We start from the raw sequence: 20,711 nt of genomic DNA on the forward strand, positions 1-20,711 counted from the left end.
CGCCGGGGAAGATGGACCGGTGCCCGAACGACGTTTTGTGATCACCTTCGGCTGTCCCGACCGCACCGGCATCGTCGCGCGCGTGTCGTCCTTCCTCGCCGACAACGGCGGGTGGATCGTCGAGGCGGCCTACCACACCGACCCGGACACCGGCTGGTTCTTCACCCGCCAGGAGGTGCGGGCGGACTCGCTGCCGTTCGGTGTGGACGAGCTGCGGTCCCGCTTCGCCGAGGTGGCGTCGTCGCTGTCGGCCGAGTCGAACTGGCGCGTCGAGGACACCGAGGAACGGCGCCGGGTGGTGATCCTGGTGTCGAAGGAAGGGCACTGCCTGTACGACCTGCTGGGCCGGGTCGCGGCCGGTGAACTGGACGTCGACGTGCGCGCGGTGATCGGCAACCACGACAACCTCGCCGACATCACCCGGGCGCACGGGATCCCGTTCCACCACGTGCCGTTTCCCGCCGGTGACAAAGCGGAGGCGTTCGCCGAGGTCCGCAAGCTGGTCGACGAGCACGATCCGCACGCCGTCGTGCTGGCGCGGTTCATGCAGATCCTGCCGCCGGAGCTGTGCGAGGCGTGGTCGGGACGGGCGATCAACATCCACCACAGCTTCCTGCCGTCGTTCGTCGGCGCGCGGCCCTACCACCAGGCGCACCGCCGGGGCGTGAAGCTGATCGGCGCGACGTGCCACTACGTGACCGCCGACCTGGACGCCGGGCCGATCATCGAGCAGGACGTGATCCGCGTCGACCACGGCGACACGGTCCCCGACCTGGTGCGCAAGGGCCGCGACATCGAGAAGATCACGCTGGCCCGCGGGCTGCGGTGGCACCTGGAGAGCCGGGTGCTGGTGCACGGCAACCGCACGGTGGTGTTCTAACTCGCGAGGACCGCTCCCGCGATCAGCACCGCGTAGACGCCGACGGCCGCCTGGATCGCCTTCGTGCGGCGGCGTTCCGGCGTGTGGCGGAGCAGCCAGGCCAGCCCCGGGACGACGAGGACCGCGTGCATCGTCACCGCGTGCACGAGCTTGAGCGACCCCGCGGTCGTGTAGGCGAGCTGGGCCTGCCCGCCCCGAGCGAGGGTGACGCCGTCGGCGACCATGACGGCGCCCACGACCATCGCCGCGAAGAGCACGACGAGGCCGAACCGCAGGGCCAGCGTCATGCTCGGGCTGAGGTCCGTGGTCCGCCAGGCCGCCACGGCGAAGGCGAGCACGGTCACGATGATCACGCCACCGCCCGCGGCGAGGCTGTACGAGACGGCGGTGTCGAAGCCGGTCTCGAAGTTGAAGTGCGACGGCACCCGGCGCCAGACCTGCAGGGTCACCAGTGCGACCTCGACGACGCTGACCGCGGTGAACGCCCCGAGCAGCAGGGTGCGGTGGCGGACGCGGAGGAAGCTCGTCGCCCAGGCCACGCTGGCCAGCGTGAGACCGAAGGACAGGCCGAACGTCATGGCCTTGCGGTAGGACAGCGGCCCCTCCCACGTGGTGCCGCTCGCCACGAGGACCACCAGGTGCAGGAGGCCGCTGGCGGCCAGGACGGCGGCCACCACGTAGGCGACACGTTCGACGGTCCGGGTCTGCCGCTGGGTCGGGGTCATACCGACGATGGTCGGCTCCGGCGCCGCTCCGGGCGTCGGCCTGGCGACGTCTCTTCGCCGTACGTCGCCGGGCGTATCAGACGCGGACGAGCATCTTGCCGGTGTTCGCGCCCGCGAGGAGGTCCAGGAAGGCCTGCGGCGCGTTGCGCAGCCCCTCGACGATCGTCTCCTCGTACTTGAGCCGGCCGTCGCGCACCAGCGGCGCGACCTCTTCCAGGAACTTCGCCTGCAGGTCGTAGTGGTCGCCCACGAGGAACCCGCGGATGTCGAGCCGCTTGCCGATGATCTGGCTGAGGTTGCGCGGCGCGGCGGGCGGCTCGGTGAGGTTGTAGATCGAGATCATGCCGCAGACGGCGATGCGGGCGTGCACGTTCGCCGAGGCGATGGCCGCTTCGAGGTGCTCGCCGCCGACGTTGTCGAAGTAGACGTCGATGCCCTCGGGCGCGGCCTGCGCGAGCTGCTCCGCGACGGGCGCGTCCTTGTAGTTGAACGCGGCGTCGAAGCCGAGGTCGTCGATGAGGTGCCGGACCTTCTCGGCGGAGCCGGCGCTGCCGATGACCCGCTTGGCGCCCTTCAGCTTCGCCAGCTGCCCGACGACGGAACCGACCGCGCCGGCCGCCCCCGAGACGAAGACGGTGTCGCCCGGCTGGAACCGGGCGATCTCGGTGAGCCCGGCGTAGGCGGTGAGGCCGGTCATGCCGAGCACGCCGAGGTAAGCCTCGCGCGGCGCCGCCCCCGCATTGATCTTGTGGGCCTGCTCAGGGGTGACGACGGCGTGCGACCGCCAGCCGAAGCCGTGCAGCACCAGGTCCCCGGGCCGCAGGGCGTCGGTGTTGGACTCGACGACCTCGCCGACGGCGCCGCCCAGCATCACCTTGCCGACCTCGTAGGGCGGCGCGTAGGACTTGGCCGAGCTCATCCGGCCACGCATGTACGGGTCGACGCTGATCTCCAGGTTGCGGACCAGCGCTTCGCCCACGCCCGGCCGGGGAACCTCGACGTCGACGATGTCGAAGTTCTCCAGGGTCGGCGCGCCATGCGGCCGGGAAGCGAGCCGGATCTCGGTCGCGGTGGTGGTCATGTTGCGCTCCAGTATTCGAGGGTGCTTTCACCGGCACCAACGACTTAACCGGGGCGGGGATTCCGCTTTGTGGCTGAGGCTACAGCCGGCCCGGCAGGCATCCTCGTCTCGCCGACGGATTCACTCGCGGCCGCCTCCGAGGCGGGGTGCCCCGCACGAGCCCCAGGCCCGGCCGCCAGCCACAGCAGGCCCCACTGCGAGAGCCAGCCCGCCCGCCGGCGACCACCTGAGGCAGGCCCTCCCGGCCCCGACCCGCCAGCCACCACCGAGCCGGCGGACCGCCACCAGCGCCCGGCCCCGCACCCGGCGGAACCCTCCGGGCAGCGCGGCTAGACCAGCTCGGCGAGCTTGCCCAGCACCCCGTCGTAGATCCGGCGCAGCCCGCCCGGCGCGAAGGTCTTCTCGAAGAAGCCGCCGATGCCGCCGGCGCCCTCCCAGCTGGTCTCGATCCGGACGACGCTGCGCTCACCCGCGGGCCGCACCGTCCAGGTCGTGACCATGCTGGAGTTGGCGTCCGTCTCGACGAGGGTGCCCGCCGCCGGCTCGGACACGCTCGCCGCGACGTCCCGCACCCGCTTGGACGTGGCCTGAAGCTTCCACTTCGCCTTCGTGCCGGCGCCGGTCCCGCCCTCGACCACCTCGTAGTCGCGGTAGTGCTCGGTCAGGATCTTCGGCCGGGTCTCGGCGTAGTCCGCGACCAGCGCCCGCACCTTCTCGGCCGGTGCGTCGATCGTCCGTTCCGCGCTGGCGGTGACCTTCGCCATAACCCCTCCTGATCTGCTCGAACCCTGTCCCCGCGAACTCTAGCGATCAGATCAGGCCCTGCTGGGACAGCCAGTCCTTCGCCACGTCCGCCACCTGGTCGCCGTCCTCGTCGACCTGCTTGTTCAGCTCACGCAGCTGGTCGGTGGTCAGCTTGGCGCTCACCGCGTTGACCGCCGCCGCGAAGTCGCCGCCGCGCTCGTCGAGCACCTTCTTGTTCACCGCGGGCACGATGTTCTCGGTGGCCACGATCTTCTGGTCGTCCTCGAGCGCGGTGAAGTCCGGGTTGCCCACCAGCGGGTTCACCGAGTCGAGCGGGATCACCGTGACCGCGCCGGAGCGCAGCTGCTCGACCCGCGGGCCGGACTCCTGGATGCTGGAGAACGTGACGTTCAGCTTGTAGACGTCACGGAAGCCGACGAAGCAGTTGGCCCGCGTGCCGCACTCCGGCGGCCCGCCCAGGACGACCTTGTCCAGCTTCTTCAGGTCGCTGATCGTCTTCAGGCCGTGCTGCTGCGCGAAGTCCGACTTCACCACGTACGTGTTCTTGTTCTCCGCCGGCGCGTAGTCCAGCAGCGCGACCCCGGACGGCGCGAACAGCTCGGCCAGCTTCGCGTGCTCGGACGCGGCGTCGTTCGGCGCCTGCTCGTTGAACCCGGAGCTGATGGCCGCGCCCTGGTACTCGGGGATGAACTGCAGCTCACCGGACTTCAGCGACGGGTACACCAGCTCCCGCGAGCCGATGTTGAACTTCCGCTGGACCGGGTAGCCCTTCGCCTCCAGCGCCTGCGAGTACACCTCCGCCAGGATCTGGCTGTCGGTGAAGTTGAACGACGCCACCACGATCGGCGCGCCACCCTTGCCCGGCGCCGCCGAACCGCCGTCGTCCCCGCCACCGCACGCCGTCAGCCCGAGGACCGCCACCGCGAGCACCCCCGCCGCCCGCAGGCTCCGTGTCCACCGCATACCTGTTCACCCTCCCAGTGCTGTTCGTCGCCAGCGACCCTATCCGCACCCACCGACAAAATTCACATCGTGAGATCGCCGCCCGGAAAGTGTCGGGCACCGCCTCTATGCTCGCCCGGTGAGCGAGTACGTGCTGGCCGCATCGGACCGGCCGCTGTTCGAGTGGCGCTGGGTCGAGCGCAACGCGGACGAGATCGTGCAGCGCCTCGGCGAACACCTGGCGCTCACCGCGGCCGCGCTCGCGATCGGCCTGGCCGTGTCGGTCGCGCTGGCCGTGCTGTCGCTGCGGTGGCGCTGGTTCTACGCGGTCGCGCTCGGTACGGCCGGTGCGCTGTACGTGATCCCGAGCCTGGGCGCGTTCGCGCTGCTCGTGCCGTTCTTCGGGCTGTCGTTCACCACGGCCGTGATCCCGCTGGCCACGTACACGCTGCTGATCCTGCTGCGCAACATCGTCACCGGCATCCAGCAGGTGCCCGCGGAGGTGCGGGAGGCCGCGATCGGCATGGGGTTCACTCGGCTGCGGCTGCTGCTGCGGGTTGAGTTCCCGCTGGCGCTGCCGGTGGTCATCGCCGGGCTGCGCGTCGCGGCGGTGACGACGATCGGGCTGGTCACGGTCACCGCGATGCTCGGCATGGGCGGGCTGGGCTTCTTCATCCGTCAGGGCATCCAGACCACCACGCCGAACCCGACGGCGATCATCGTCGGGATCGGGTTGTCGATCGTGCTGGCGGTGCTGGTGGACGCGCTGCTGTGGCTGAGCGAGCGGGCGCTGGCCCCGTGGGCGCGGAAGGCGGGGCGGGCGTGAACGCGTTCGAGCAGGCCCTGGACTGGCTCGGCCAGCCGAACCGGTGGAGCTGGACCGATCCGGCCGGTGTCCCGTACCGGACGCTGGAGCACCTCGGTTTCTCGGCGTTGTCGCTGGTCATCGCGGCCACACTGGCGGTGCCGCCCGCGCTGGTGCTGGCGCACTACCGCCGTGGCGCGTTCCTGGCGAGCAGCGCGGTGAACATCGGCCGGGCCATCCCGAGCTTCGGGTTGATCATCCTGTTCTGGTACCTGGCGAGCCGGTGGGAGGTCGACACGTCGTTCTGGCCGCTGCTGCTCGCGCTGGTGGCGCTCGCCCTGCCGCCGCTGTTCACCAACACCTACGCGGGCGTGGTGTCGCTCGAGCCGGAGGCGGTCGACGCCGCCCGCGGCATCGGGCACACCGAGGGCCAGATCATGCTGCGGATCGAGCTGCCGCTGGCGTTGCCGGTGGTGCTGGCCGGGGCGCGGGTGGCGTTCCTGCAGCTGGTGGCGACGGTCGCGATCGGCGCGATCGTCAACGACGGCGGCGGGCTGGGCCGGTTCATCGTGGACGGGTTCGCGCAGGGCGCGGGCGGCTACGGCGAGATCCTGGCCGGCGGGCTGGCGGTCATCGTGCTGGCCCTGGTGTGCGAGGGCGTGTTCGCCCTGCTGGAGCGGTTCGCGGTGCCGCGGGGCCTGACGTTGTCGCGCAGGGCGACGATGTCTACGCGACCGGTTTAGCCAGGCCGTCGATCACCTCGGCGCCGGGCAGGGACGCGAGCAGGTCGCCGGTGACCAGCAGCTTCCCGCCGCGGATGCCGCTGCCGATGACGAGTTCCGGCGAGTCGGCGACGGCCTTGTCGATGAGGATGGGCCAGTCCGCGGGCAGCCCGACCGGCGTGATGCCGCCGTAGGCCATGCCGGTGAGCGCGACGGCCTCGTCCATCGGGGCGAAGGAGGCCTTGCGCACGTCGAGCCGGCGCTTGATGACGCCGTTGACGTCGGCGCGGGTGGTGGCGAGCACCAGCGCGGCGGCGAACCGCACCTCGCCGGCCCGCTTCCCGGCGACGACGACGCAGTTGGCGGAGGCGCCGAGCGGCGAGCCGTAGGCCTCGCAGAACGCGGCGGTGTCGGCGAGTTCGGGGTCGATCTCGACGGCGCCCAAGCTGTCGGGGTCGAGGGAGGCCAGCGCTTTCGCGACGGGCTCGGCCAGCAGGTCGGTGCGTTCGGTGGCCGGGTGGACGGTCAGCGTCCCGGCGATGGTCCAGGTCCTCACGCCGTCAGGATAAGCAGTCGGACCCGGTCACCAGTTCTTGCCGCCGCGCTGGACCTCGATCAGCCGCGGCCGCACGTCGACCAGGTAGACCAGAACGGCCACGATGCCGGCCAGCCAGAAGATCGTGCCCGCGCTGCCGAAGTCGAAGAGCCCCATGGCGGCCGTGGCGGCGCCCGTGATGGCGAGCCAGATCGGCTTCGTCTTGCGGTCCGCGGCCTGGTAGGCGTCCGAGCGCTGGAGAAGGGCGTGCACGAACGCGCCGAGGCCCACCAGCGTGCCTGCCCAGCTGATGACCTGCATGATCCAGTACGCGATTAGCGGCACGTTCCCAGCCTACGTCCCTTCGCCCCCGCCGTCGGAATCCCTCATGTCCAGAATGCCACGAGTACCCGACCCCGTCACCGGCGCCCGCCGCCCCTCGAGGGAGCAGCCGAACGCGAAGAGCGGCCCGGTCCCTGGGGACCGGGCCGCTCACTCGGCGGTTCCGGGACGGGCGGGGCCCACCGGCTGACTGTCCACTCAGCAATCCAGGCGCGGCCGGGCACGCGAGGCGCCTCGCTCACCCAACCCGACACAGCGGCCGGGCACGCTGCTCGCTCCGCGCGCCCGGGGCGGCCATCCAGCAACCACTGGCAGGCCCGGGTTCGGGGCGGCTTGCTCACTCGGCCCCGCGACCCAGCCACGCCACTCAGTAACCACTGGCGCGGCCGGGCACGCGAAGCGCCTTGCTCACCCAGCCCGGCACCGCGGCCGGGCGCGGGTTCTACTTGGTCGTCTTCGGCGTGGTCGCGTTCGCCGGGCGCTTGGCCGGCGTCGTGGTCCGGCGGGTGGCCGGGGCCTTCGTCGTGGCGGTCTTGGGGGCCGGCTTGGCCTGCTCCTCCTTGACCTCGTCCTCGATCTTGTCCGCGACCTCGTCCGCGGCCTCGGCGACCTTCTCGCCGCCGGCGCGGGTCCGCTTCGCGACCAGGCCGAGCACGTCCTCGACCTTCTCGCGCGCCTCGGTGCTCACCTCGCCGACACGCTCCTGCGCGGTCGACAGCGCCTCCTCGACCTGCTCGAGCACGGTCTTCACGCGCGGCTCGGCGAGGAACTTGTCCCACGCCTGCTCGCCGGTCTCGGCCAGCTTGTTGTACAGCTTCAGCGCGGCCTCGGTGTACTCGTCGATGACCTTGCGCAGCTCGTTCGGGTCGAGCTTCTCGCGGAGGGTGGTCACCTCGGTCGGCAGCTCCTCGATGTTCTTGCGCGCCACCTCGCTGCCCTCGACGACCCGCTCGCGGGCCTTGCCCACGGCGTCGACGACGGCCTGGCCGGCCAGGTTGCCGGCGCCCAGGGCGGCCAGCAGCGGGGTGCGGAGCTGTTCGATGGCGGTCTTGGTGCTGGGCATTGTGCTCACTCCTTGGCGATGACGGTGGTTTGTCCTCGATCGCCGCCCGCCGCCGCGTTCTCCCGGCGGAACGACTCGTACACGTCGAGCAGGACCTGCTTCTGCCGCTCGGTCAGCTCGGTGTCCGCGCGGATCGCGTCGGGCACCGGGCCACCGGTGGGCAGGTCGAGGATTCCGGCCTGCACGTAGAGCGCTTCCGCGGAGATCCGCAGTCCCTTGGCGATCTGCTGCAGGATCTCCGCGCTGGGCTTGCGCACCCCGCGCTCGATCTGGCTCAGGTACGGATTGGACACTCCGGCGAGCTTTGCCAGCTGCCGCAAGGAGATCTTCGCGTTGTTGCGTTGCTGGCGGATGTACTCACCGATCCCGGAGGCGATGTCGGCGACCTTGTCCACCGGTCCGCCCGCCGAGTTCTCGTAGCCGTTGTCCTCCGACATGTCAGTCCATCTCCTCGCGACGATTTCAACGGTACGCCTGGGTGCTAGCTATTGCAAGCACCCTGCTTGCAACCATCGGGTGTTACTTGAGTCACCCGTTACGGTGGGGATGTGCACAGCACGGCACGCCGCCGGCACCACCTGGCCGAGTCGCTGCGCCGGGACGGGATGATCACCGATCCGGCCTGGCTCGACGCGTTCCGGCGGGTGCCGCGGCACGCCTTCGTGCCCCGGTACTTCCTGTCCCGTCGAGGCGGCTGGCGCGCCGTCGACCGCACCGACGAGGACTGGCTCGACCACGTCTACGCCGACCAGGTGCTGGTCACCCAGCTCGACGGCGATCCGCACGCGTGGGAACGCGCCCGGCGGGAGGGCGTGGTGCGCGGCAACCCGACCTGTTCCTCGAGCATGCCGGGGATCATGGCCGTGATGCTCGAGGAGCTGTCGGTGCACGCCGGGCACCGGGTCCTGGAGATCGGCACCGGCACCGGTTACAACGCCGCCCTGCTGTCCGAACGGCTCGGCTCGTCGTTGGTGTCCACAGTGGACGTGGACGAGGAGCTGGTGCGGCTCGCCGCGGAGCGGTTGTCGCTGTGCGGGTACCACCCGGCGGTCGCGTTCCGGGACGGTGCGGAGGGATTTCCGGCGAGGGCGCCCTTCGACCGCGTGCTGTGCACGTGTGCGGTGTCGGAGGTGCCGGTCGCGTGGCTGGAGCAGACGACCCCCGGCGGCATCGTGGTGACGACCCTGAACCGGCCGATCGGTGCCGGACTGGTGCGGCTGATCGTGCTGCCGGGATCGGTCGCGCGGGGCCGGATCCTCCGCCGCGACGGACGGTTCATGCCGTTGCGGGCGCACCGCCTCGCCGATCCGGTGTCCCTGCCGGAGATCTCCGGCCCCGTGCGCCCCACGGAGCTCACCACCGACATGGTCCTGCACCCGTCGAGCCGGTTCGAGTTCTTCGCCGGGCTGGCGCTGCCGAAGGTGGTGCCGGTCCTCCGCGGCGACGACGCGTTCCTCCTGCACGGCGACGGATCATGGGCTCGGGTCGCGACGCACGCCGGCCGGACGCTGGTGGCCCAAGGCGGCCCGCGGCGGCTGTGGAACCTGGCGGAGGCGGCCCACCGGCTGTGGACGTCGCTCGGCAAGCCCGGCCGCGAGCGGTTCGGGCTGACCGTGACGCCCGGGCAGCAGGAAATCTGGCTCGACGACCCGGATGGGGACCACCGCTGGCCACTCGCCTGAAGCACGGCCCTTCCCTGGTGGCGCCGGGTCAGGGCAGGTGGCTTTCGACCCACTTCGCCGCGTGGTCGACGCTCTCGTCGAGCGTCGCGGTCGTCGTGTCGAAGAGGGTGACCGGCGGGTCGAGGGCGTCGGCGTTCGCCTGCAGCCACTCGTTGAACTCGAGCATCTCGGCGATGCGGGGCTCGTCCCAGCCGCGCCAGGCCGGGCGGGCCCGGAGGCGCCTGGCGAGCACGTCGGGGTCGGCGACGAGCGCGAGGTAGTGGATCTCGCTGAACAGGGCGCGCTCGGGCAGGGCCTCGAACTCCGGGGGCACCACGGTGCCGCACAGCACGACCGGGCGGCCGTTCTGGTTGACCATCGCGGCCATCCGCAGCCAGGTTCCGCGGAAGGTCGGGTGCCCGTTCACGTCGTCGCGCAGACCGGCCACCCACAGCACGTCCTGCTCCAGCACGGTGACCCGCCCGCCGAGCCGCTCGACCAGGGCCGGACCGACGGTCGACTTGCCCGCCCCGCTCGGCCCGGTCAACGCGAACAGCGGCAACCGGCGGAACGGCCAGCGGTGACCGCAGCGGTGGCACAACCGCGTGGCACCCTCCACGGCCGGGACCTCGGCCAGGTCCCCGCATCGAGGGCAGATGCGGGGATCCAGCATCGCTTCCGGCACCGCGTCAGTCGAAGAGCTGCTCGAGGAAGCTCCGCTTGCGGTGCCCCCGGTGGCCGTACGGCCGCGGCGAGTCGGAGTAGTAGCCGCCACCCTGGTACGGCCGGGGCGAGTCGGAGTAGCCGTGCCCACCCCGGTAGGGACGCGGCGAGTCGCCGTGACCGCCGTACGGCCGCGGCGAGTCCCGGTACGGCGCGGTGTGCCCGGCCCCCTGGTACGGCGGCGGAGCAGCAGCTGCCGCGGGCCCGCCGTAGTAAGCGCTCTCCGCGCCCACGATCTGCTCCAGCTCGCCGCGGTCCAGGAAGATGCCCCGGCAGCCGTCACACTGCTCGATGTGGATGCCGTTCTTGTTGACGGTCCGCATCACGTTTTGACACTTCGGACAAATCACGTATGCCACCCTACGCATGATCGGGCCGTCGTCCTTGCTCAGGAGGTCAACAGGCGCAGAGACAGAACGGATGACCGGCCGGATCGGCGTAGACGCGGAAGCGTTGCGCGTCGTCGAGCAGTTCAGCGCCGAGCGACACCGCGTGCTCGTGCGCCGCTTCGAGATCTGTGACGTCCAGATCGAGATGGAGTTGCTGCGGGACGTCCTGCCCCGGCCACTCCGGCGCCCGGTACGACTCCACCCGCTGGAAGGAGATCCGGACCCCGCTCGGATCCTTCAGGTCCACCCAGCTGCCGTCGTCGTCGGCCTTCGGCTCGGGCAGGTCGAGCAGGCGCGCGTAGAACCCGGCCAGCGCCACCGGATCCGGACAGTCGAGAACGATCGCACCCAGCCTCGTCAACGCGCTCATGACGGATCCTCCCAGAAATGTCGAATAACCAGTGAAAGGAGTATGCAAGTTACGCGATACGTCCGCAACCACCGTCCCGCTTACACTGGTGACGTGAGCTCGGCGGACGTGTCCCTCGTGGTGGATTTCCTCAACACCCTCGACGTGGAGGACGACACCGATGTGCTCACGAACGCGGCCGGCTGGCGCGGATGGAGCCAGGAACGCGGACTGGAAGCAGGTTCGCTGTCCGCGGCGCGGTCCGCCCGCGCGGCTCTGCGCGCCGCGGTGGGCGACGCCCTGGACGCGGCGCCGCTGGCGGTTCCGGTCACGATCGAACTGGCGCCCGGCGGGCCGGCTCTGGCCGCGCGGGACGCGGTCGGCGCGGTGATGGCCGCGGCCGCCCGGCTCGCCGTGCTCGGTGAGTGGGCACGCGTGAAGATCTGCCCGGCGGACGGCTGTCGATGGGCGTTCTACGACGAGTCTCGAAACCGGTCGCGCACCTGGTGCTCGATGCGGGTGTGCGGCAACCGGGAGAAGGCTCGCAGCTGGCGGCAGCGACAGGCCTGACGTCCGGGTCGAGTTGCCCACAGTGCACCTGTGGACAACTCAACGGCCTGTGGACAACCGGATCAGCGCCGGCGGAACAGCGGGCCCCCTCAGAACAGCAGCTGCGCCACCGTGTAGATCGCCAGGCCGGCGAGCGCTCCGACGACCGTGCCGTTGATCCGGATGAACTGGAGGTCGCGGCCGACCTGTAGCTCGACCTTGCGGGAGGTCTCCTCGGCGTCCCAGCGCTCGACGGTGTCGGTGATGATCGTGGTGATCTCGGTCGAGTAGTTGCGCACGACGTAAGCCGCGGCGCCCTGGACCCATCCGTCCACCTTGCCGCCAAGGCCCTCGTCGGACACCAGGCGCTCACCCAGGTTCCGCAGGCCCTCGCGGACCCGCCGGCGCAGCTCGCTGGACGGGTCCTCCGCCGCGTTGAGCAGCATGCCCTTCGCGGTGCTCCACGCCGAGCCGATCAGCTTCTGCACGTCGGGGTGGTCGAGGATCTGCTGCTTGACCTGCTCGGCGCGGGCCATGGTCTCCGGGTCGTTCTGCAGGTCCTGGGCGAACTCGCCGAGGAACTTGTCCAGGGCCAGCCGCATCGGGTGGTTCACGTCGGTCTTCACCGCCCACGCGAACGACAGGACCTCGCCGTAGACCTTGTCGGCCAGCATGGCGTCGACGAACTTGGGCGACCAGGTCGGCGCGCGGTCGGAGACCACGCGGAGCACGGTCGCGTGGTTGTCGCGCACCCACTCGTACGCCCGGTCGCACATCAGGTCCACGAGCTTGTAGTGCGCGCCGTCGGCGAAGACCTGCTGCAGCAGCTTCCCCAGCGGCGGCCCCCACGGCTGCTCGACGACCCGCCGCACGACCGCCTGCTCCATGACGGCCTGCACGTCCTCGTCCTTGAGCACCGTCACCACGCCACGCACGACGGTGGCGAGCTCGGACGTGACCCGCTCGGCGTTCTCCGGCTTGGCCAGCCACTCCCCGAACCGCCGGGAGACCTGGACGCGCTGCAGCTTGTCGCGGACCACGTGCTCGGACAGGAAGTTCGTGCCGACGAATTCGCCGAGGCTGCTGCCGATCATGTTCTTCTTGCTGGGGATGATCGCGGTGTGCGGGATCGGCAGGCCCAGCGGTCGCCGGAACAGCGCGGTCACGGCGAACCAGTCCGCCAGCGCGCCGACCATCCCGGCCTCGGCGGCGGCGCGCACGTAGCCGACCCAGCCCGGCCAGCCGGCCGACTGGGCCCACGTGGTCAGCAGGAAGATCACGGTCGCGCCGAGCAGGAAGGCGAGCGCCACCAGCTTCATCCGGCGCAGCGCCCGCCGCTTGCCCTCCTGGTCCGGGACCGGGGGAAGGCTGACGTCAGCGGGGGTCGGTTGCTCCACGACCCCATTGTCCGTGAGGATCGGCCATTATGCGCGAACCAGCTCTCGTCCCCCGCCTGCGGCCGTTCACGTCGACCATCTTCGCGGAGATGACCGCGCTCGCCGTCCGCACCGAGGCGGTCAACCTCGGCCAGGGCTTCCCGGACACCGACGGACCGGCCGGAATGCTCGACGCCGCGAAGAACGCGCTGTTCGGCGGCGCGAACCAGTACCCGCCCGGCCCCGGACGGCCGGAGCTGCGGGCAGCGATCGCGCGGCACCGGGCGCGCTACGGGCTGTCCTACGACCCGGACAGCGAGATCCTCGTCACCGCGGGGGCCACCGAGGCCATTTCCGCCGCGCTGCTCGCGCTGACCGAGCCCGGCGACGAGGTCGTGGTGATCGAGCCGTACTACGACTCCTACGCGGCCGCGGTCGCGATGGCGGGGGCGACCCGGCGGGTGGTGTCGCTGGTCGAGGGCGCCGACGGGCGGTTCGCGCTCGACCTGGACGCGCTGCGGGCCGCGGTCACCCCGGCGACCAGGGCGATCCTGGTCAACTCCCCGCACAACCCCACCGGCACCGTTTTCACGCGCGAGGAACTGTCGGCGATCGCGGAGTTGTGCTGCGAGCGGGACCTCATCGCGGTGACCGACGAGGTGTACGAGCACCTGGTGTTCGACGACGCCGAACACGTGCCGCTGGCCGCCTTCCCGGGGATGCGCGACCGGACCGTGTCGATCTCCAGCGCGGGCAAGACGTTCAACTGCACCGGCTGGAAGATCGGCTGGGTGTGCAGCAGCCCGGAGCTCGTGGCGGCGGTGCGGGCGGCGAAGCAGTTCATGACGTTCGTGTCCGGCGGGCCGTTGCAGCCGGCGGTCGCGCACGCGCTCGACCACGAGCTGGCTTGGGTGGAGTCGTTGCGGACGTCGCTGGCGGCCAAGCGCGACCGGCTGTCGGCGGGCCTGGCGGCGGCGGGCTTCGCGGTGCGGCCGAGCCTCGGGACGTACTTCGTGTGCGCCGACGTGCGGCCGCTGGGGTTCACCGACGCCGCCGAGCTGGCCTGGCAGCTGCCGGAGCGGGTCGGGGTGGCGGCCGTGCCGGTCAGCGTGTTCACCGACCACCCCGCGGAGTGGCGCCACGTGCTGCGGTTCGCGTTCTGCAAGCGGGACGAGGTGTTGGACGAGGCGATCGAGCGGCTGCACAAGCTGGCTTGACCACGCCGCGGGACCCGCGTGGGCGCCCACTGGAGGACGACCAGGCGACCCCTGGATGAGGTGCCATGGCGGCGGGCCCGCGACGGCGCCTGACCCCATTCAGCGCCCGCGTAGCCCTGCCTGCCGCGCCCCACCGCTCGCCCGCTCAGGGGTGGTCGTAGCCGCGCGCTTCCAGGTATCTCCGGAGGCGGTCCAGCGCTCGCCGCCTCAGCGGGCCCACGCTGCCCACCGCGACGCCCAGCTCCGCCGCGATTTCCGCGTGCGTCGCCGGGGGGTCTCGCAGCAGGAGTTCCACCAGGCGCCGCTGCGGGGCGGGCAGCGCGGCCACCCCCTGGCGCAACACCGCGTCCCGCTCGGCGGTCAGCACCTGGCGCTCCGGGGCGAGCCCCTCGTCCGCCCGGTCGCACTCCGCGGGCACCTCCCGGCGCCGCGACTCCAGCACCCGCAACGCCTGCCGCCGGGCGGTCGTCGCCAGCCAGCCGGGCAGGCGGGCCGGGTCGCGCAGCTCCCGCAGCTGCGCCAGCGACGCCCACGTGTTCTGGCAGACGTCGGACACGTCGGCCTCACCCAGGCGGTGCGCCCGCGCCGCCCGCAGGACCACCACCGACAACCCGCGCACCAACGCCGACCACGCGCCCTGGTCGCCACGCCACGCGCGAGCCAGCAAGTCGATCAGTTCGATTTCCGTCATGGAACCCCTCGCGATCAGCGGTCGCGACTCAGATGGCACCGCCGCGGGGAAAGCTCCCGAAAACCGCTGGTAGGCGGGAAGATGAGTAAAACTACGCACACGTACCGTGATCAACTAACGAACAGACACACGGAAGGCGGAACCAGGGTTCCGCCGTACGGGGCTGGATCGATCGCTTTCGAGGTGAAACACTCGCCACCGGTAGGAGAAATCCGGCCGGGATCAGCACACCTGATGACCAGGCCGAAACAAACTTCCCGTAGTCGTTCGTGGACGGTGGTGGTGGCGATGCGCGACGCGACCCGCGTGCGCCACTGCGCGCGACCACTTCCGGTCGAACTCAAACTGCTGCTCGCGGGCGGATTCGTGCTCGCCGGGTGGCTGCTCACCGCGGTCCTGGGGGCACCGTCGGCCGCCGCCGACGAGGCGCCGTCCGAACCGGACACCGTCGCGGCCCAACAGCAACCGAACCTGCTCGGCACCGTCACCGGACTCGTCGGCACCGTCACCGACACGGTCGGCACGACATTGTCGACCGTCACCGAAACGGCTGAATCAACCATTACGACCGTCACCGAAACGGCGGATCAGGCCACGGCGCCGATCGTGGAAATCGTCGACCAGACCGTTCAGACCGTCGCCCCGAAGGCACCGTCCGAACCGGCCGAGCCGGAACCAGTGGCGAAAACCGAGGCCGAACCGCCGCTCACCCAGTCGGCGCCGGCTCCGAAATCCGCGCCCGCGCCTCCCGCGGCGCCGGCTCCGGTAGAGCCGGCGCACGCAGTCGTCCACCACGCCCCGGCCGTCGAGCACGCCGAAGCGCCGGCGCCCCCTCAGGACCAGGACGTTCCGGACCCGGCGCGGGCGGACAGCGCCCCGCCGCCCCCGGCACCCACCGACCCGGGTGATCCGGGCGTCGTCATCACCGTTTCCCACGACTCCGGCAACGGCGGACGCGATCTGATGGCCGTTCTGGGCCCGCGCGCCTCCGCCGAGCCGGTTCAGCCGATCGTGGGAGCGCTGACCAGCGGTTTCGTGGGTATGGGCACAGAAGCGGGCCTGCCGCCCACCTCGCCCGACTGACGCGAGACACGTTCACACAGGCGACCCGCGTCCACAACAAGATCAACTAGCGCGCCCGTCTTCCGAGGCGCCACTCGACGGTCACTCCAGACTTCCCGACCGGCCAACCGCGCCTGGCCGGATCGGGTGCTGGTCCCGGCGTCGCGATGCCCCCGCGACGCCGGGGCCCCAACCGGGCACGTGTCCGCCGCTTCCGCTCACCGCGCCGAGCGGAAGCCGGATGCGCGCCTAGCCGCGATGACCCGCCGGCACGTCGAGGGGCGGTGCCGGCGGGTCACCGTGGAGCCCGGCCCGGAGCGATCCGGGCCGGGTGCCAGCCGGTGCGCTGGACGTCTTCCGCCGTACTTTCCCTGGGACGGCACGCAGACGACCAGCGCACCGGCTGTTTTCCGACCAGGCTCAGGCCACCGGCAGATCGTCGGCCGGGGCGCCGCGCACCGAAGCGGCCGCCAGCGCCAGCCGCGTGACGGCCTCGGTCAGGCGCTCCGCCGGCTGGGCGTACGGCAGCCGCAGCCAGTGTTCGAGCCCGCCCTGGGCGCTGAACCGGGAGGCGGGCGCCACCTGGACTCCGTGGTTGGCCGCGGCGACCGCCAGGCGCGTGCTCATCGGCTCCGGCAGCCGGCACCACAGCGACAGCCCGCCCGCCGGCACGCGGAACCGCCAGTCCGGCAGGTCCCGGCGCACGGCCTCGGCCAGCGCGTCCCGCTGGGCACGCACGTCGGCCCGGCGCGTCACCAGCGCGGAGTCGCCCGCGTCCAGCAGCTCCGCCACCACCAGCTGCTCGAACACCGGTGAGCCCAGGTCCGACCCGAACCGGGACGAGGACAGCCGCGTCACCAGGTCCTCCGACGCCCGGATCCAGCCGATCCGCAGCCCGCCCCAGTGCGACTTGGACATCGTTCCCACGGTGATCGCCCAGTCGCCGGCGAACGCGCCCAGCGGCGGCGGCCCGTCGAGCGGATCGCCCTCCAGGTCCAGCTCGGCGAAGGTCTCGTCGACCACCGCATGCGTTTGCGTGCGCGCCAGCAGCGCCGCCAGCCCCTCCCGGCCGGCGGCGTCGAGCCGGGCGCCCGTCGGGTTGTGGAAGTCGACGATGACGTACGCCAGCCGGGGCGCGGTCTGGCGCACCGCGGCCTCCAGCCCGGCCAGGTCCCACCCGTGCTCGCCCAGCGCCACCGGGACCGGCGTGGTGTGCGCGGCGCGGATCGCGTCCAGGGCGTTCGGGTACGTCGGCTGTTCCACCAGGACCCGGTCGCCGGGGTGGGTCAGCATCCGCAGCACGAGGACGAACGCGTGGTGCGCGCCGTTGGTGATCATGATCTGCTCGGGTGACGTGGGCAGGCCGCGCGCGGTGTACCGGGCGGCGATGCGCTCGCGCAGCAGCAGGACGCCGCGGCCGGTGTAGCCGTGCCGGCCGAGCTCGTCGACCAGCAGCAGCCGCGCCCTGTCGACCGCCGCCATCACGCCGGGTACGGCCGGTGTCGCCGCGCGGACCAGGTCGATCGCCTGCGGGCTGTCCGGCGGCGCGGGGTCGAGCAGCCACCCGCGCGGCGCGGTGATCCACGAACCCGCGCCCCGCCTGCTGGCAACCAGTCCCGCGTCGCGCAGGCGGTCCAGCGCGGCCGCGACGAGCGTGCGGCTGACGTCCAGCGCCTCGGCGAGCTCCCGTTCCGACGGCAGCCGGGTGCCGACGGGCAACTGGCCGTCGAGGACCCCCAGCTCGATCGCCGCCGCCAGGTCGGCGGCGCCCTGACGTGAGCCGTTGCGCCGCCAGGCCCCGAGGACGAGAGCCAATCTGCGAGCCGAGATGCGGCCAATAGGGTCCATGAGGTCCAATTATCGCAGATTGGCTATGGTTATCCAGTCCAACGCCACGCAAAGTGGACGCCGTGACTGCAATCGATCTTCGGCCGGTGCGCGTCTCGGTCAGCCCCGCGCGCCGGCTCACCCAGCTGATGGCCGGCCTGGCGCTCTACGGCACGAGCATGGCGATGATGACGCGCGCCGGGCTCGGCCTGTCCCCGTGGGACGTCCTGCACGAGGGCCTCGCCAAGCACACCGGCCTCAGCTTCGGCACCGTCGTCGCGATCGCGTCGGTCGGCGTGCTCGCACTGTGGATCCCGCTCCGGCAGCGCCCCGGGCTGGGCACGGTGGCGAACGTGCTGGTCATCTCGGTGACCGTGGACCTGGTGCGCGCCGTCCTGCCCGACCAGCACGCGCTCGGCGGGCAGATCGCGCTGCTGCTCAGCGGGATCGTGCTCAACGCCGTGGCGACCGCGGTGTACGTCGGCGCCCGGCTCGGCCCCGGCCCGCGCGACGGCCTGATGACCGGGATCGCCGCCCGCAACACCTGGTCCGTCCGTGCGGTGCGCACCTGCATCGAACTCACCGTGCTGGCGGCCGGGTGGTTCCTCGACGGCACGGTCGGCGCCGGAACCGTGATCTACGCGCTCGCGATCGGCCCCCTCACGCAAGCGCTGCTCCCCCACGTCACCTGGCGCGAATCACGTTAGCGCCTGCCGGACCCGCCGCGCGTCCACGTCGAACCGGGCGAGCACGTCGGCGGCGGGTCCGCGCAGCGCGGTGAGCGCGAGCAGGATGTGCTCGGTCCCGAGTTCCTTGCCGCCCAAGGAGATCACCTCCTTCAGGCACACCTGCAGCACCTTCTTCGACTCGTCGGCGAACGGGATGTGCCGCCGCTTCCGGCCACCGGCGTGGCCGGCCAGCGCGTTCGGGCCGTGCGCCTGCTCGACGCGGTCGAGGATCGCCTCCACGTCGATGCCGAACTCGCCGAGCGCCTCGGCATCGGCCTCGGTGATGCCGCCCCGGCGCCGCACCCGCGCGGTTTCCGCGGCGACGTCGTCGAGCGCCACGCCGAACCCGGCCAGCAGGCGACCGGCCTTGCTGTCCGGGAAGCGCAGCAGCGCGACCAGCAGGTGCAGCGGATCGATCCGCGGCGAATCCAGGCGGATCGCGTCCTGCTGCGCCTCGACGACCACCTCGCGGGCGTCCGCGGTGAACTTCTCGAACATCACTGCCTCCCGTACTTCTTGTGCACTGCCTGCCTGCTCACACCCAGTTCGGCCGCGATGTCCTGCCACGACCAGCCCTGCGCCCGCGCGCTACGCACCTGGACAGCCTCGAGCTGTTCGAGCAGCCGCCGCAACGCGGCCACGGCACGCAGGCCGACCTGCGGATCGCGGTCGCCGGCGCGGGCGGCCAGATCGGTTGCCTTCGTCATGACGTCAACCTACGTTGACAGCCGGGCGATGTCAACCAGAGTTGACAGCTAGGGTCGGTCGGGTGATCCACGTCGCCGAGCGTCCCGGCGTCGGCCTCGACGGCCGGCCCCGCCCCACCGAAGACCGCGTGGTCGTGCTCGACCACGCCGTCGTGGTGCTCGACGGCGCCACCTCGGCCGATCCGGACCAGCCCTCGGGCGGTTGGTACGCCGAACACCTGGCGGCCCAGCTCGCCCGGGAACCGGCCGGCGATCCGCGCGCGGTCCTGGCACGGGCGATCGCCGCTGTCGCACGGGAATTCGGCCTGCGTCCCGGCGCGTCCCCGTCCAGCACCGTCGCGATGCTGCGCTGGGACGACGACCGGGTGGACGCCCTGGTGCTGGCCGACAGTCCGATCGTCGCGTTCGGACAGTCCGTGGACGTGCTCGCCGACGATCGGCTGGCCACGCTGCGCCGCGCGGGACGGTTGCGGACGCAGGACGCCGTGCGGGCGTTGCGCAACCAGCCCGGCGGGTTCTGGGTCGCCGAAGCCGATCCGTCGGCCGCCGACCGGGCGCTGACCCGCAGCTGGCCGCGCGCCGAGCTGGACGCGGTCCTGCTCGCCACCGACGGCGTGTCCTGCGGCGTCGACGACTACGGCCTGTTCACCTGGCCCGAAGCGCTGCGGCTGGCCCGCGCCCGCGGCGTGGACGCGGTGCTCGACAGCGTCCGCGCGGCGGAGGACAGCGACCCGGACGCGACGCGGTGGCCGCGCGCCAAGCGCCACGACGACCAGGCGCTGGTGCTGGTCGAGTTCGGGCGACCCTAGGGGAAAGATCGGGGACTTCTCCGGATCTTCCGCGGCCCGCTCAGCGGAAAGCTTCTCCCATGGGGATTTCCGGAGCTACACCGGGTGAGAGAGCCCGGCCCTGGCTGCTCGTCGCGAACGTGGCGATCGGCTGGGGACTGTTCACCGCCTTCGTCCTGCACGTGGTCAGCGGCCGAAACCCGGTGTGGGACACGCTGTCCAGCTACGCCCTCGCCGAGGGCGGCGTCGGCCTGCTCGGCGCGAGCATCATCGCGATCGCCGTCGGGTCGGTCGCGTTGCTGGCCGCCCTCAAGGCCGCCGGGCACCGGCTCAGCCGGACCACCCAGGTGCTGTTCTGGGCCTGGTCGACCGGGCTCGTCGCGGCCGCGTTGTTCCCCGCCAGCTACCCGGAGCGGTTCGACCCGGTCAGCGGGCAGATCCACGAATACTCCTGCGCCATCGCGTTCCTGAGCCTGGCCGCGCTCGGCTGGACCCTGCCCGCCCGGCTGCGGACCCACCCCGCGATCATGCGGTTGACGCTACTGACGCTCGGCGGCGTGCTCCTGTTCGGTGTGAGCTACCTGATGCCCGGCGTGCTGCCCGTCGGGCTGAGCCAGCGGCTCGCGCTCGCCGCGGACATCGGCCTGCTGATCACGATCGCCCGCGCGGTCGCGGTTGCGGCGCCGGTTCCCGCGAAACCGCGGGAGCGTGTATCCAGCTGACCCCCGAATCCCTCTGTGTCAGCAAGGGCCGGGTCTCTCCGGCCGACACGCGGGGCTTTCTG

General features: G+C 71.8%; 26 protein-coding genes. 10 read left to right on the plus strand and 16 right to left on the minus strand.

Annotation, left to right across the window (positions count from 1 at the left end):
- Window positions 1-37: 37 nt before the first annotated feature.
- Window positions 38-880, plus strand: a complete 843-nt coding sequence (purU, locus tag IE290_RS16735; protein WP_191245773.1) for a formyltetrahydrofolate deformylase — start codon at window positions 38-40, stop codon at window positions 878-880.
- Here the strand turns inward: purU and IE290_RS16740 are convergent.
- The 4 genes from IE290_RS16740 to IE290_RS16755 all read right to left on the minus strand — a co-directional run bounded on the left by IE290_RS16740 (window position 877) and on the right by IE290_RS16755 (window position 4,414).
- Complete coding sequence (locus tag IE290_RS16740) at window positions 877-1,605, minus strand: hypothetical protein (protein WP_191245488.1); 729 nt, start codon at window positions 1,603-1,605, stop codon at window positions 877-879. The genes purU and IE290_RS16740 overlap by 4 nt on opposite strands.
- 76 nt (window positions 1,606-1,681) lie before the next feature.
- Entirely contained in the window at window positions 1,682-2,686 is a 1,005-nt protein-coding gene (locus IE290_RS16745; protein WP_191245489.1) for an NADP-dependent oxidoreductase, read from the minus strand.
- 329 nt (window positions 2,687-3,015) lie between these two features.
- The gene (locus IE290_RS16750) at window positions 3,016-3,450 is read right to left on the minus strand and encodes an SRPBCC family protein (RefSeq protein WP_191245490.1); all 435 of its coding nucleotides are present in this window, start codon (window positions 3,448-3,450) and stop codon (window positions 3,016-3,018) included.
- 46 nt (window positions 3,451-3,496) lie between these two features.
- Window positions 3,497-4,414: an ABC transporter substrate-binding protein gene (locus IE290_RS16755; protein ID WP_191245491.1), complete on the minus strand. Its 918-nt coding sequence runs from the start codon at window positions 4,412-4,414 to the stop codon at window positions 3,497-3,499.
- 118 nt (window positions 4,415-4,532) lie between these two features.
- On the opposite strand from IE290_RS16755, the gene IE290_RS16760 reads away from it, so the two are divergent.
- On the plus strand, window positions 4,533-5,219 hold the full coding sequence (locus tag IE290_RS16760) for an ABC transporter permease (protein ID WP_191245492.1): 687 nt from the start codon (window positions 4,533-4,535) through the stop codon (window positions 5,217-5,219).
- Window positions 5,192-5,941 (plus strand): ABC transporter permease, encoded by a 750-nt coding sequence (locus IE290_RS16765; RefSeq protein WP_191245493.1) that lies wholly within the window; start codon window positions 5,192-5,194, stop codon window positions 5,939-5,941. The genes IE290_RS16760 and IE290_RS16765 overlap by 28 nt, the downstream gene beginning before the upstream one ends.
- On the opposite strand, the gene IE290_RS16770 is transcribed toward IE290_RS16765, so the two are convergent.
- The 4 genes from IE290_RS16770 to IE290_RS16785 all read right to left on the minus strand — a co-directional run bounded on the left by IE290_RS16770 (window position 5,925) and on the right by IE290_RS16785 (window position 8,297).
- Complete coding sequence (locus tag IE290_RS16770; RefSeq protein ID WP_191245494.1) at window positions 5,925-6,476, minus strand: YbaK/EbsC family protein; 552 nt, start codon at window positions 6,474-6,476, stop codon at window positions 5,925-5,927. The genes IE290_RS16765 and IE290_RS16770 overlap by 17 nt on opposite strands.
- 27 nt (window positions 6,477-6,503) lie before the next feature.
- Complete coding sequence (locus tag IE290_RS16775; RefSeq protein ID WP_191245495.1) at window positions 6,504-6,800, minus strand: DUF2516 family protein; 297 nt, start codon at window positions 6,798-6,800, stop codon at window positions 6,504-6,506.
- A 439-nt stretch (window positions 6,801-7,239) separates the two neighbouring features.
- Complete coding sequence (locus IE290_RS16780; RefSeq protein ID WP_191245496.1) at window positions 7,240-7,860, minus strand: hypothetical protein; 621 nt, start codon at window positions 7,858-7,860, stop codon at window positions 7,240-7,242.
- Between the two features lie 5 nt (window positions 7,861-7,865).
- Window positions 7,866-8,297, minus strand: a complete 432-nt coding sequence (locus IE290_RS16785) for a helix-turn-helix domain-containing protein (protein ID WP_191245497.1) — start codon at window positions 8,295-8,297, stop codon at window positions 7,866-7,868.
- Window positions 8,298-8,408: 111 nt separating this feature from the next.
- On the opposite strand from IE290_RS16785, the gene IE290_RS16790 reads away from it, so the two are divergent.
- Complete coding sequence (locus IE290_RS16790) at window positions 8,409-9,542, plus strand: methyltransferase domain-containing protein (protein WP_191245498.1); 1,134 nt, start codon at window positions 8,409-8,411, stop codon at window positions 9,540-9,542.
- Window positions 9,543-9,570: 28 nt separating this feature from the next.
- Here the strand turns inward: IE290_RS16790 and IE290_RS16795 are convergent, their stop codons facing one another.
- Genes IE290_RS16795 through IE290_RS16805 form a run of 3 tightly spaced genes read right to left on the minus strand, consistent with a single transcriptional unit; the run spans window position 9,571 to window position 11,003 of the window.
- On the minus strand, window positions 9,571-10,194 hold the full coding sequence (locus IE290_RS16795) for an ATP-binding protein (RefSeq protein ID WP_191245499.1): 624 nt from the start codon (window positions 10,192-10,194) through the stop codon (window positions 9,571-9,573).
- A 16-nt stretch (window positions 10,195-10,210) separates the two neighbouring features.
- Entirely contained in the window at window positions 10,211-10,612 is a 402-nt protein-coding gene (locus IE290_RS16800; protein WP_191245500.1) for a TFIIB-type zinc ribbon-containing protein, read from the minus strand.
- Window positions 10,613-10,640: 28 nt separating this feature from the next.
- Window positions 10,641-11,003 carry a VOC family protein gene (locus IE290_RS16805; RefSeq protein ID WP_191245501.1) on the minus strand — a complete coding sequence of 121 codons (363 nt, stop codon included), beginning with the start codon at window positions 11,001-11,003 and terminating at the stop codon, window positions 10,641-10,643.
- Between the two features lie 93 nt (window positions 11,004-11,096).
- Here IE290_RS16805 and IE290_RS16810 point away from each other — a divergent pair, with 93 nt between their 5' ends.
- Window positions 11,097-11,552 (plus strand): CGNR zinc finger domain-containing protein, encoded by a 456-nt coding sequence (locus IE290_RS16810; RefSeq protein ID WP_229874538.1) that lies wholly within the window; start codon window positions 11,097-11,099, stop codon window positions 11,550-11,552.
- Window positions 11,553-11,641: 89 nt separating this feature from the next.
- Here the strand turns inward: IE290_RS16810 and IE290_RS16815 are convergent, their stop codons facing one another.
- Window positions 11,642-12,928, minus strand: a complete 1,287-nt coding sequence (locus IE290_RS16815; RefSeq protein WP_191245503.1) for a DUF445 domain-containing protein — start codon at window positions 12,926-12,928, stop codon at window positions 11,642-11,644.
- A gap of 29 nt (window positions 12,929-12,957) precedes the next feature.
- Between IE290_RS16815 and IE290_RS16820 the strand changes: the two genes are divergently transcribed.
- Window positions 12,958-14,124, plus strand: a complete 1,167-nt coding sequence (locus IE290_RS16820; RefSeq protein ID WP_191245504.1) for a pyridoxal phosphate-dependent aminotransferase — start codon at window positions 12,958-12,960, stop codon at window positions 14,122-14,124.
- A gap of 145 nt (window positions 14,125-14,269) precedes the next feature.
- Here the strand turns inward: IE290_RS16820 and IE290_RS16825 are convergent, their stop codons facing one another.
- Window positions 14,270-14,815: an RNA polymerase sigma factor gene (locus IE290_RS16825; RefSeq protein ID WP_191245505.1), complete on the minus strand. Its 546-nt coding sequence runs from the start codon at window positions 14,813-14,815 to the stop codon at window positions 14,270-14,272.
- Between the two features lie 288 nt (window positions 14,816-15,103).
- Here IE290_RS16825 and IE290_RS16830 point away from each other — a divergent pair, with 288 nt between their 5' ends.
- A complete protein-coding gene (locus tag IE290_RS16830) occupies window positions 15,104-15,898 on the plus strand; it encodes a hypothetical protein (protein WP_229874539.1) in 795 nt (264 codons plus the stop codon).
- A gap of 399 nt (window positions 15,899-16,297) precedes the next feature.
- Here IE290_RS16830 and yczR read toward each other — a convergent pair whose 3' ends face one another.
- Complete coding sequence (gene yczR / locus IE290_RS16835) at window positions 16,298-17,725, minus strand: MocR-like transcription factor YczR (RefSeq protein ID WP_191245506.1); 1,428 nt, start codon at window positions 17,723-17,725, stop codon at window positions 16,298-16,300.
- Window positions 17,726-17,787: 62 nt separating this feature from the next.
- Here yczR and yczE point away from each other — a divergent pair, with 62 nt between their 5' ends.
- Window positions 17,788-18,411: a membrane protein YczE gene (gene yczE / locus IE290_RS16840; RefSeq protein ID WP_229874540.1), complete on the plus strand. Its 624-nt coding sequence runs from the start codon at window positions 17,788-17,790 to the stop codon at window positions 18,409-18,411.
- On the opposite strand, the gene IE290_RS16845 is transcribed toward yczE, so the two are convergent.
- Together IE290_RS16845 and IE290_RS16850 are read right to left on the minus strand one after the other, a co-directional pair.
- Window positions 18,403-18,930, minus strand: coding sequence for a Clp protease N-terminal domain-containing protein (locus IE290_RS16845; RefSeq protein WP_191245507.1), 528 nt, complete (start codon window positions 18,928-18,930; stop codon window positions 18,403-18,405). The genes yczE and IE290_RS16845 overlap by 9 nt on opposite strands.
- Window positions 18,930-19,139 (minus strand): helix-turn-helix domain-containing protein, encoded by a 210-nt coding sequence (locus IE290_RS16850; protein WP_020419540.1) that lies wholly within the window; start codon window positions 19,137-19,139, stop codon window positions 18,930-18,932. The genes IE290_RS16845 and IE290_RS16850 overlap by 1 nt, the downstream gene beginning before the upstream one ends.
- A 62-nt stretch (window positions 19,140-19,201) precedes the next feature.
- Here IE290_RS16850 and IE290_RS16855 point away from each other — a divergent pair, with 62 nt between their 5' ends.
- Together IE290_RS16855 and IE290_RS16860 are read left to right on the plus strand one after the other, a co-directional pair.
- Entirely contained in the window at window positions 19,202-19,948 is a 747-nt protein-coding gene (locus IE290_RS16855) for a protein phosphatase 2C domain-containing protein (protein WP_191245508.1), read from the plus strand.
- Window positions 19,949-20,007: 59 nt separating this feature from the next.
- Entirely contained in the window at window positions 20,008-20,649 is a 642-nt protein-coding gene (locus IE290_RS16860; RefSeq protein ID WP_191245509.1) for a DUF998 domain-containing protein, read from the plus strand.
- Window positions 20,650-20,711 lie beyond the last annotated feature (62 nt).

The sequence above is a fragment of the Amycolatopsis deserti genome, assembly GCF_014653945.1.
Taxonomy (GTDB): domain Bacteria; phylum Actinomycetota; class Actinomycetes; order Mycobacteriales; family Pseudonocardiaceae; genus Amycolatopsis_E; species Amycolatopsis_E deserti.

Coding starts and splice junctions, on each gene's coding strand:
- IE290_RS16785 (WP_191245497.1), bottom strand. CDS start 8,297: ATGTCGGAGGACAACGGCTACGAGAACTCGGCGGGCGGACCGGTGGAC.
- IE290_RS16795 (WP_191245499.1), bottom strand. CDS start 10,194: ATGCTGGATCCCCGCATCTGCCCTCGATGCGGGGACCTGGCCGAGGTC.
- IE290_RS16850 (WP_020419540.1), bottom strand. CDS start 19,139: ATGACGAAGGCAACCGATCTGGCCGCCCGCGCCGGCGACCGCGATCCG.
- IE290_RS16845 (WP_191245507.1), bottom strand. CDS start 18,930: ATGTTCGAGAAGTTCACCGCGGACGCCCGCGAGGTGGTCGTCGAGGCG.
- IE290_RS16745 (WP_191245489.1), bottom strand. CDS start 2,686: ATGACCACCACCGCGACCGAGATCCGGCTCGCTTCCCGGCCGCATGGC.
- IE290_RS16755 (WP_191245491.1), bottom strand. CDS start 4,414: ATGCGGTGGACACGGAGCCTGCGGGCGGCGGGGGTGCTCGCGGTGGCG.
- IE290_RS16740 (WP_191245488.1), bottom strand. CDS start 1,605: ATGACCCCGACCCAGCGGCAGACCCGGACCGTCGAACGTGTCGCCTAC.
- IE290_RS16800 (WP_191245500.1), bottom strand. CDS start 10,612: ATGCGTAGGGTGGCATACGTGATTTGTCCGAAGTGTCAAAACGTGATG.
- IE290_RS16825 (WP_191245505.1), bottom strand. CDS start 14,815: ATGACGGAAATCGAACTGATCGACTTGCTGGCTCGCGCGTGGCGTGGC.
- IE290_RS16805 (WP_191245501.1), bottom strand. CDS start 11,003: ATGAGCGCGTTGACGAGGCTGGGTGCGATCGTTCTCGACTGTCCGGAT.
- yczR (WP_191245506.1), bottom strand. CDS start 17,725: ATGGACCCTATTGGCCGCATCTCGGCTCGCAGATTGGCTCTCGTCCTC.
- IE290_RS16820 (WP_191245504.1), top strand. CDS start 12,958: ATGCGCGAACCAGCTCTCGTCCCCCGCCTGCGGCCGTTCACGTCGACC.
- IE290_RS16860 (WP_191245509.1), top strand. CDS start 20,008: ATGGGGATTTCCGGAGCTACACCGGGTGAGAGAGCCCGGCCCTGGCTG.
- IE290_RS16830 (WP_229874539.1), top strand. CDS start 15,104: ATGCGCGACGCGACCCGCGTGCGCCACTGCGCGCGACCACTTCCGGTC.
- IE290_RS16780 (WP_191245496.1), bottom strand. CDS start 7,860: ATGCCCAGCACCAAGACCGCCATCGAACAGCTCCGCACCCCGCTGCTG.
- IE290_RS16750 (WP_191245490.1), bottom strand. CDS start 3,450: ATGGCGAAGGTCACCGCCAGCGCGGAACGGACGATCGACGCACCGGCC.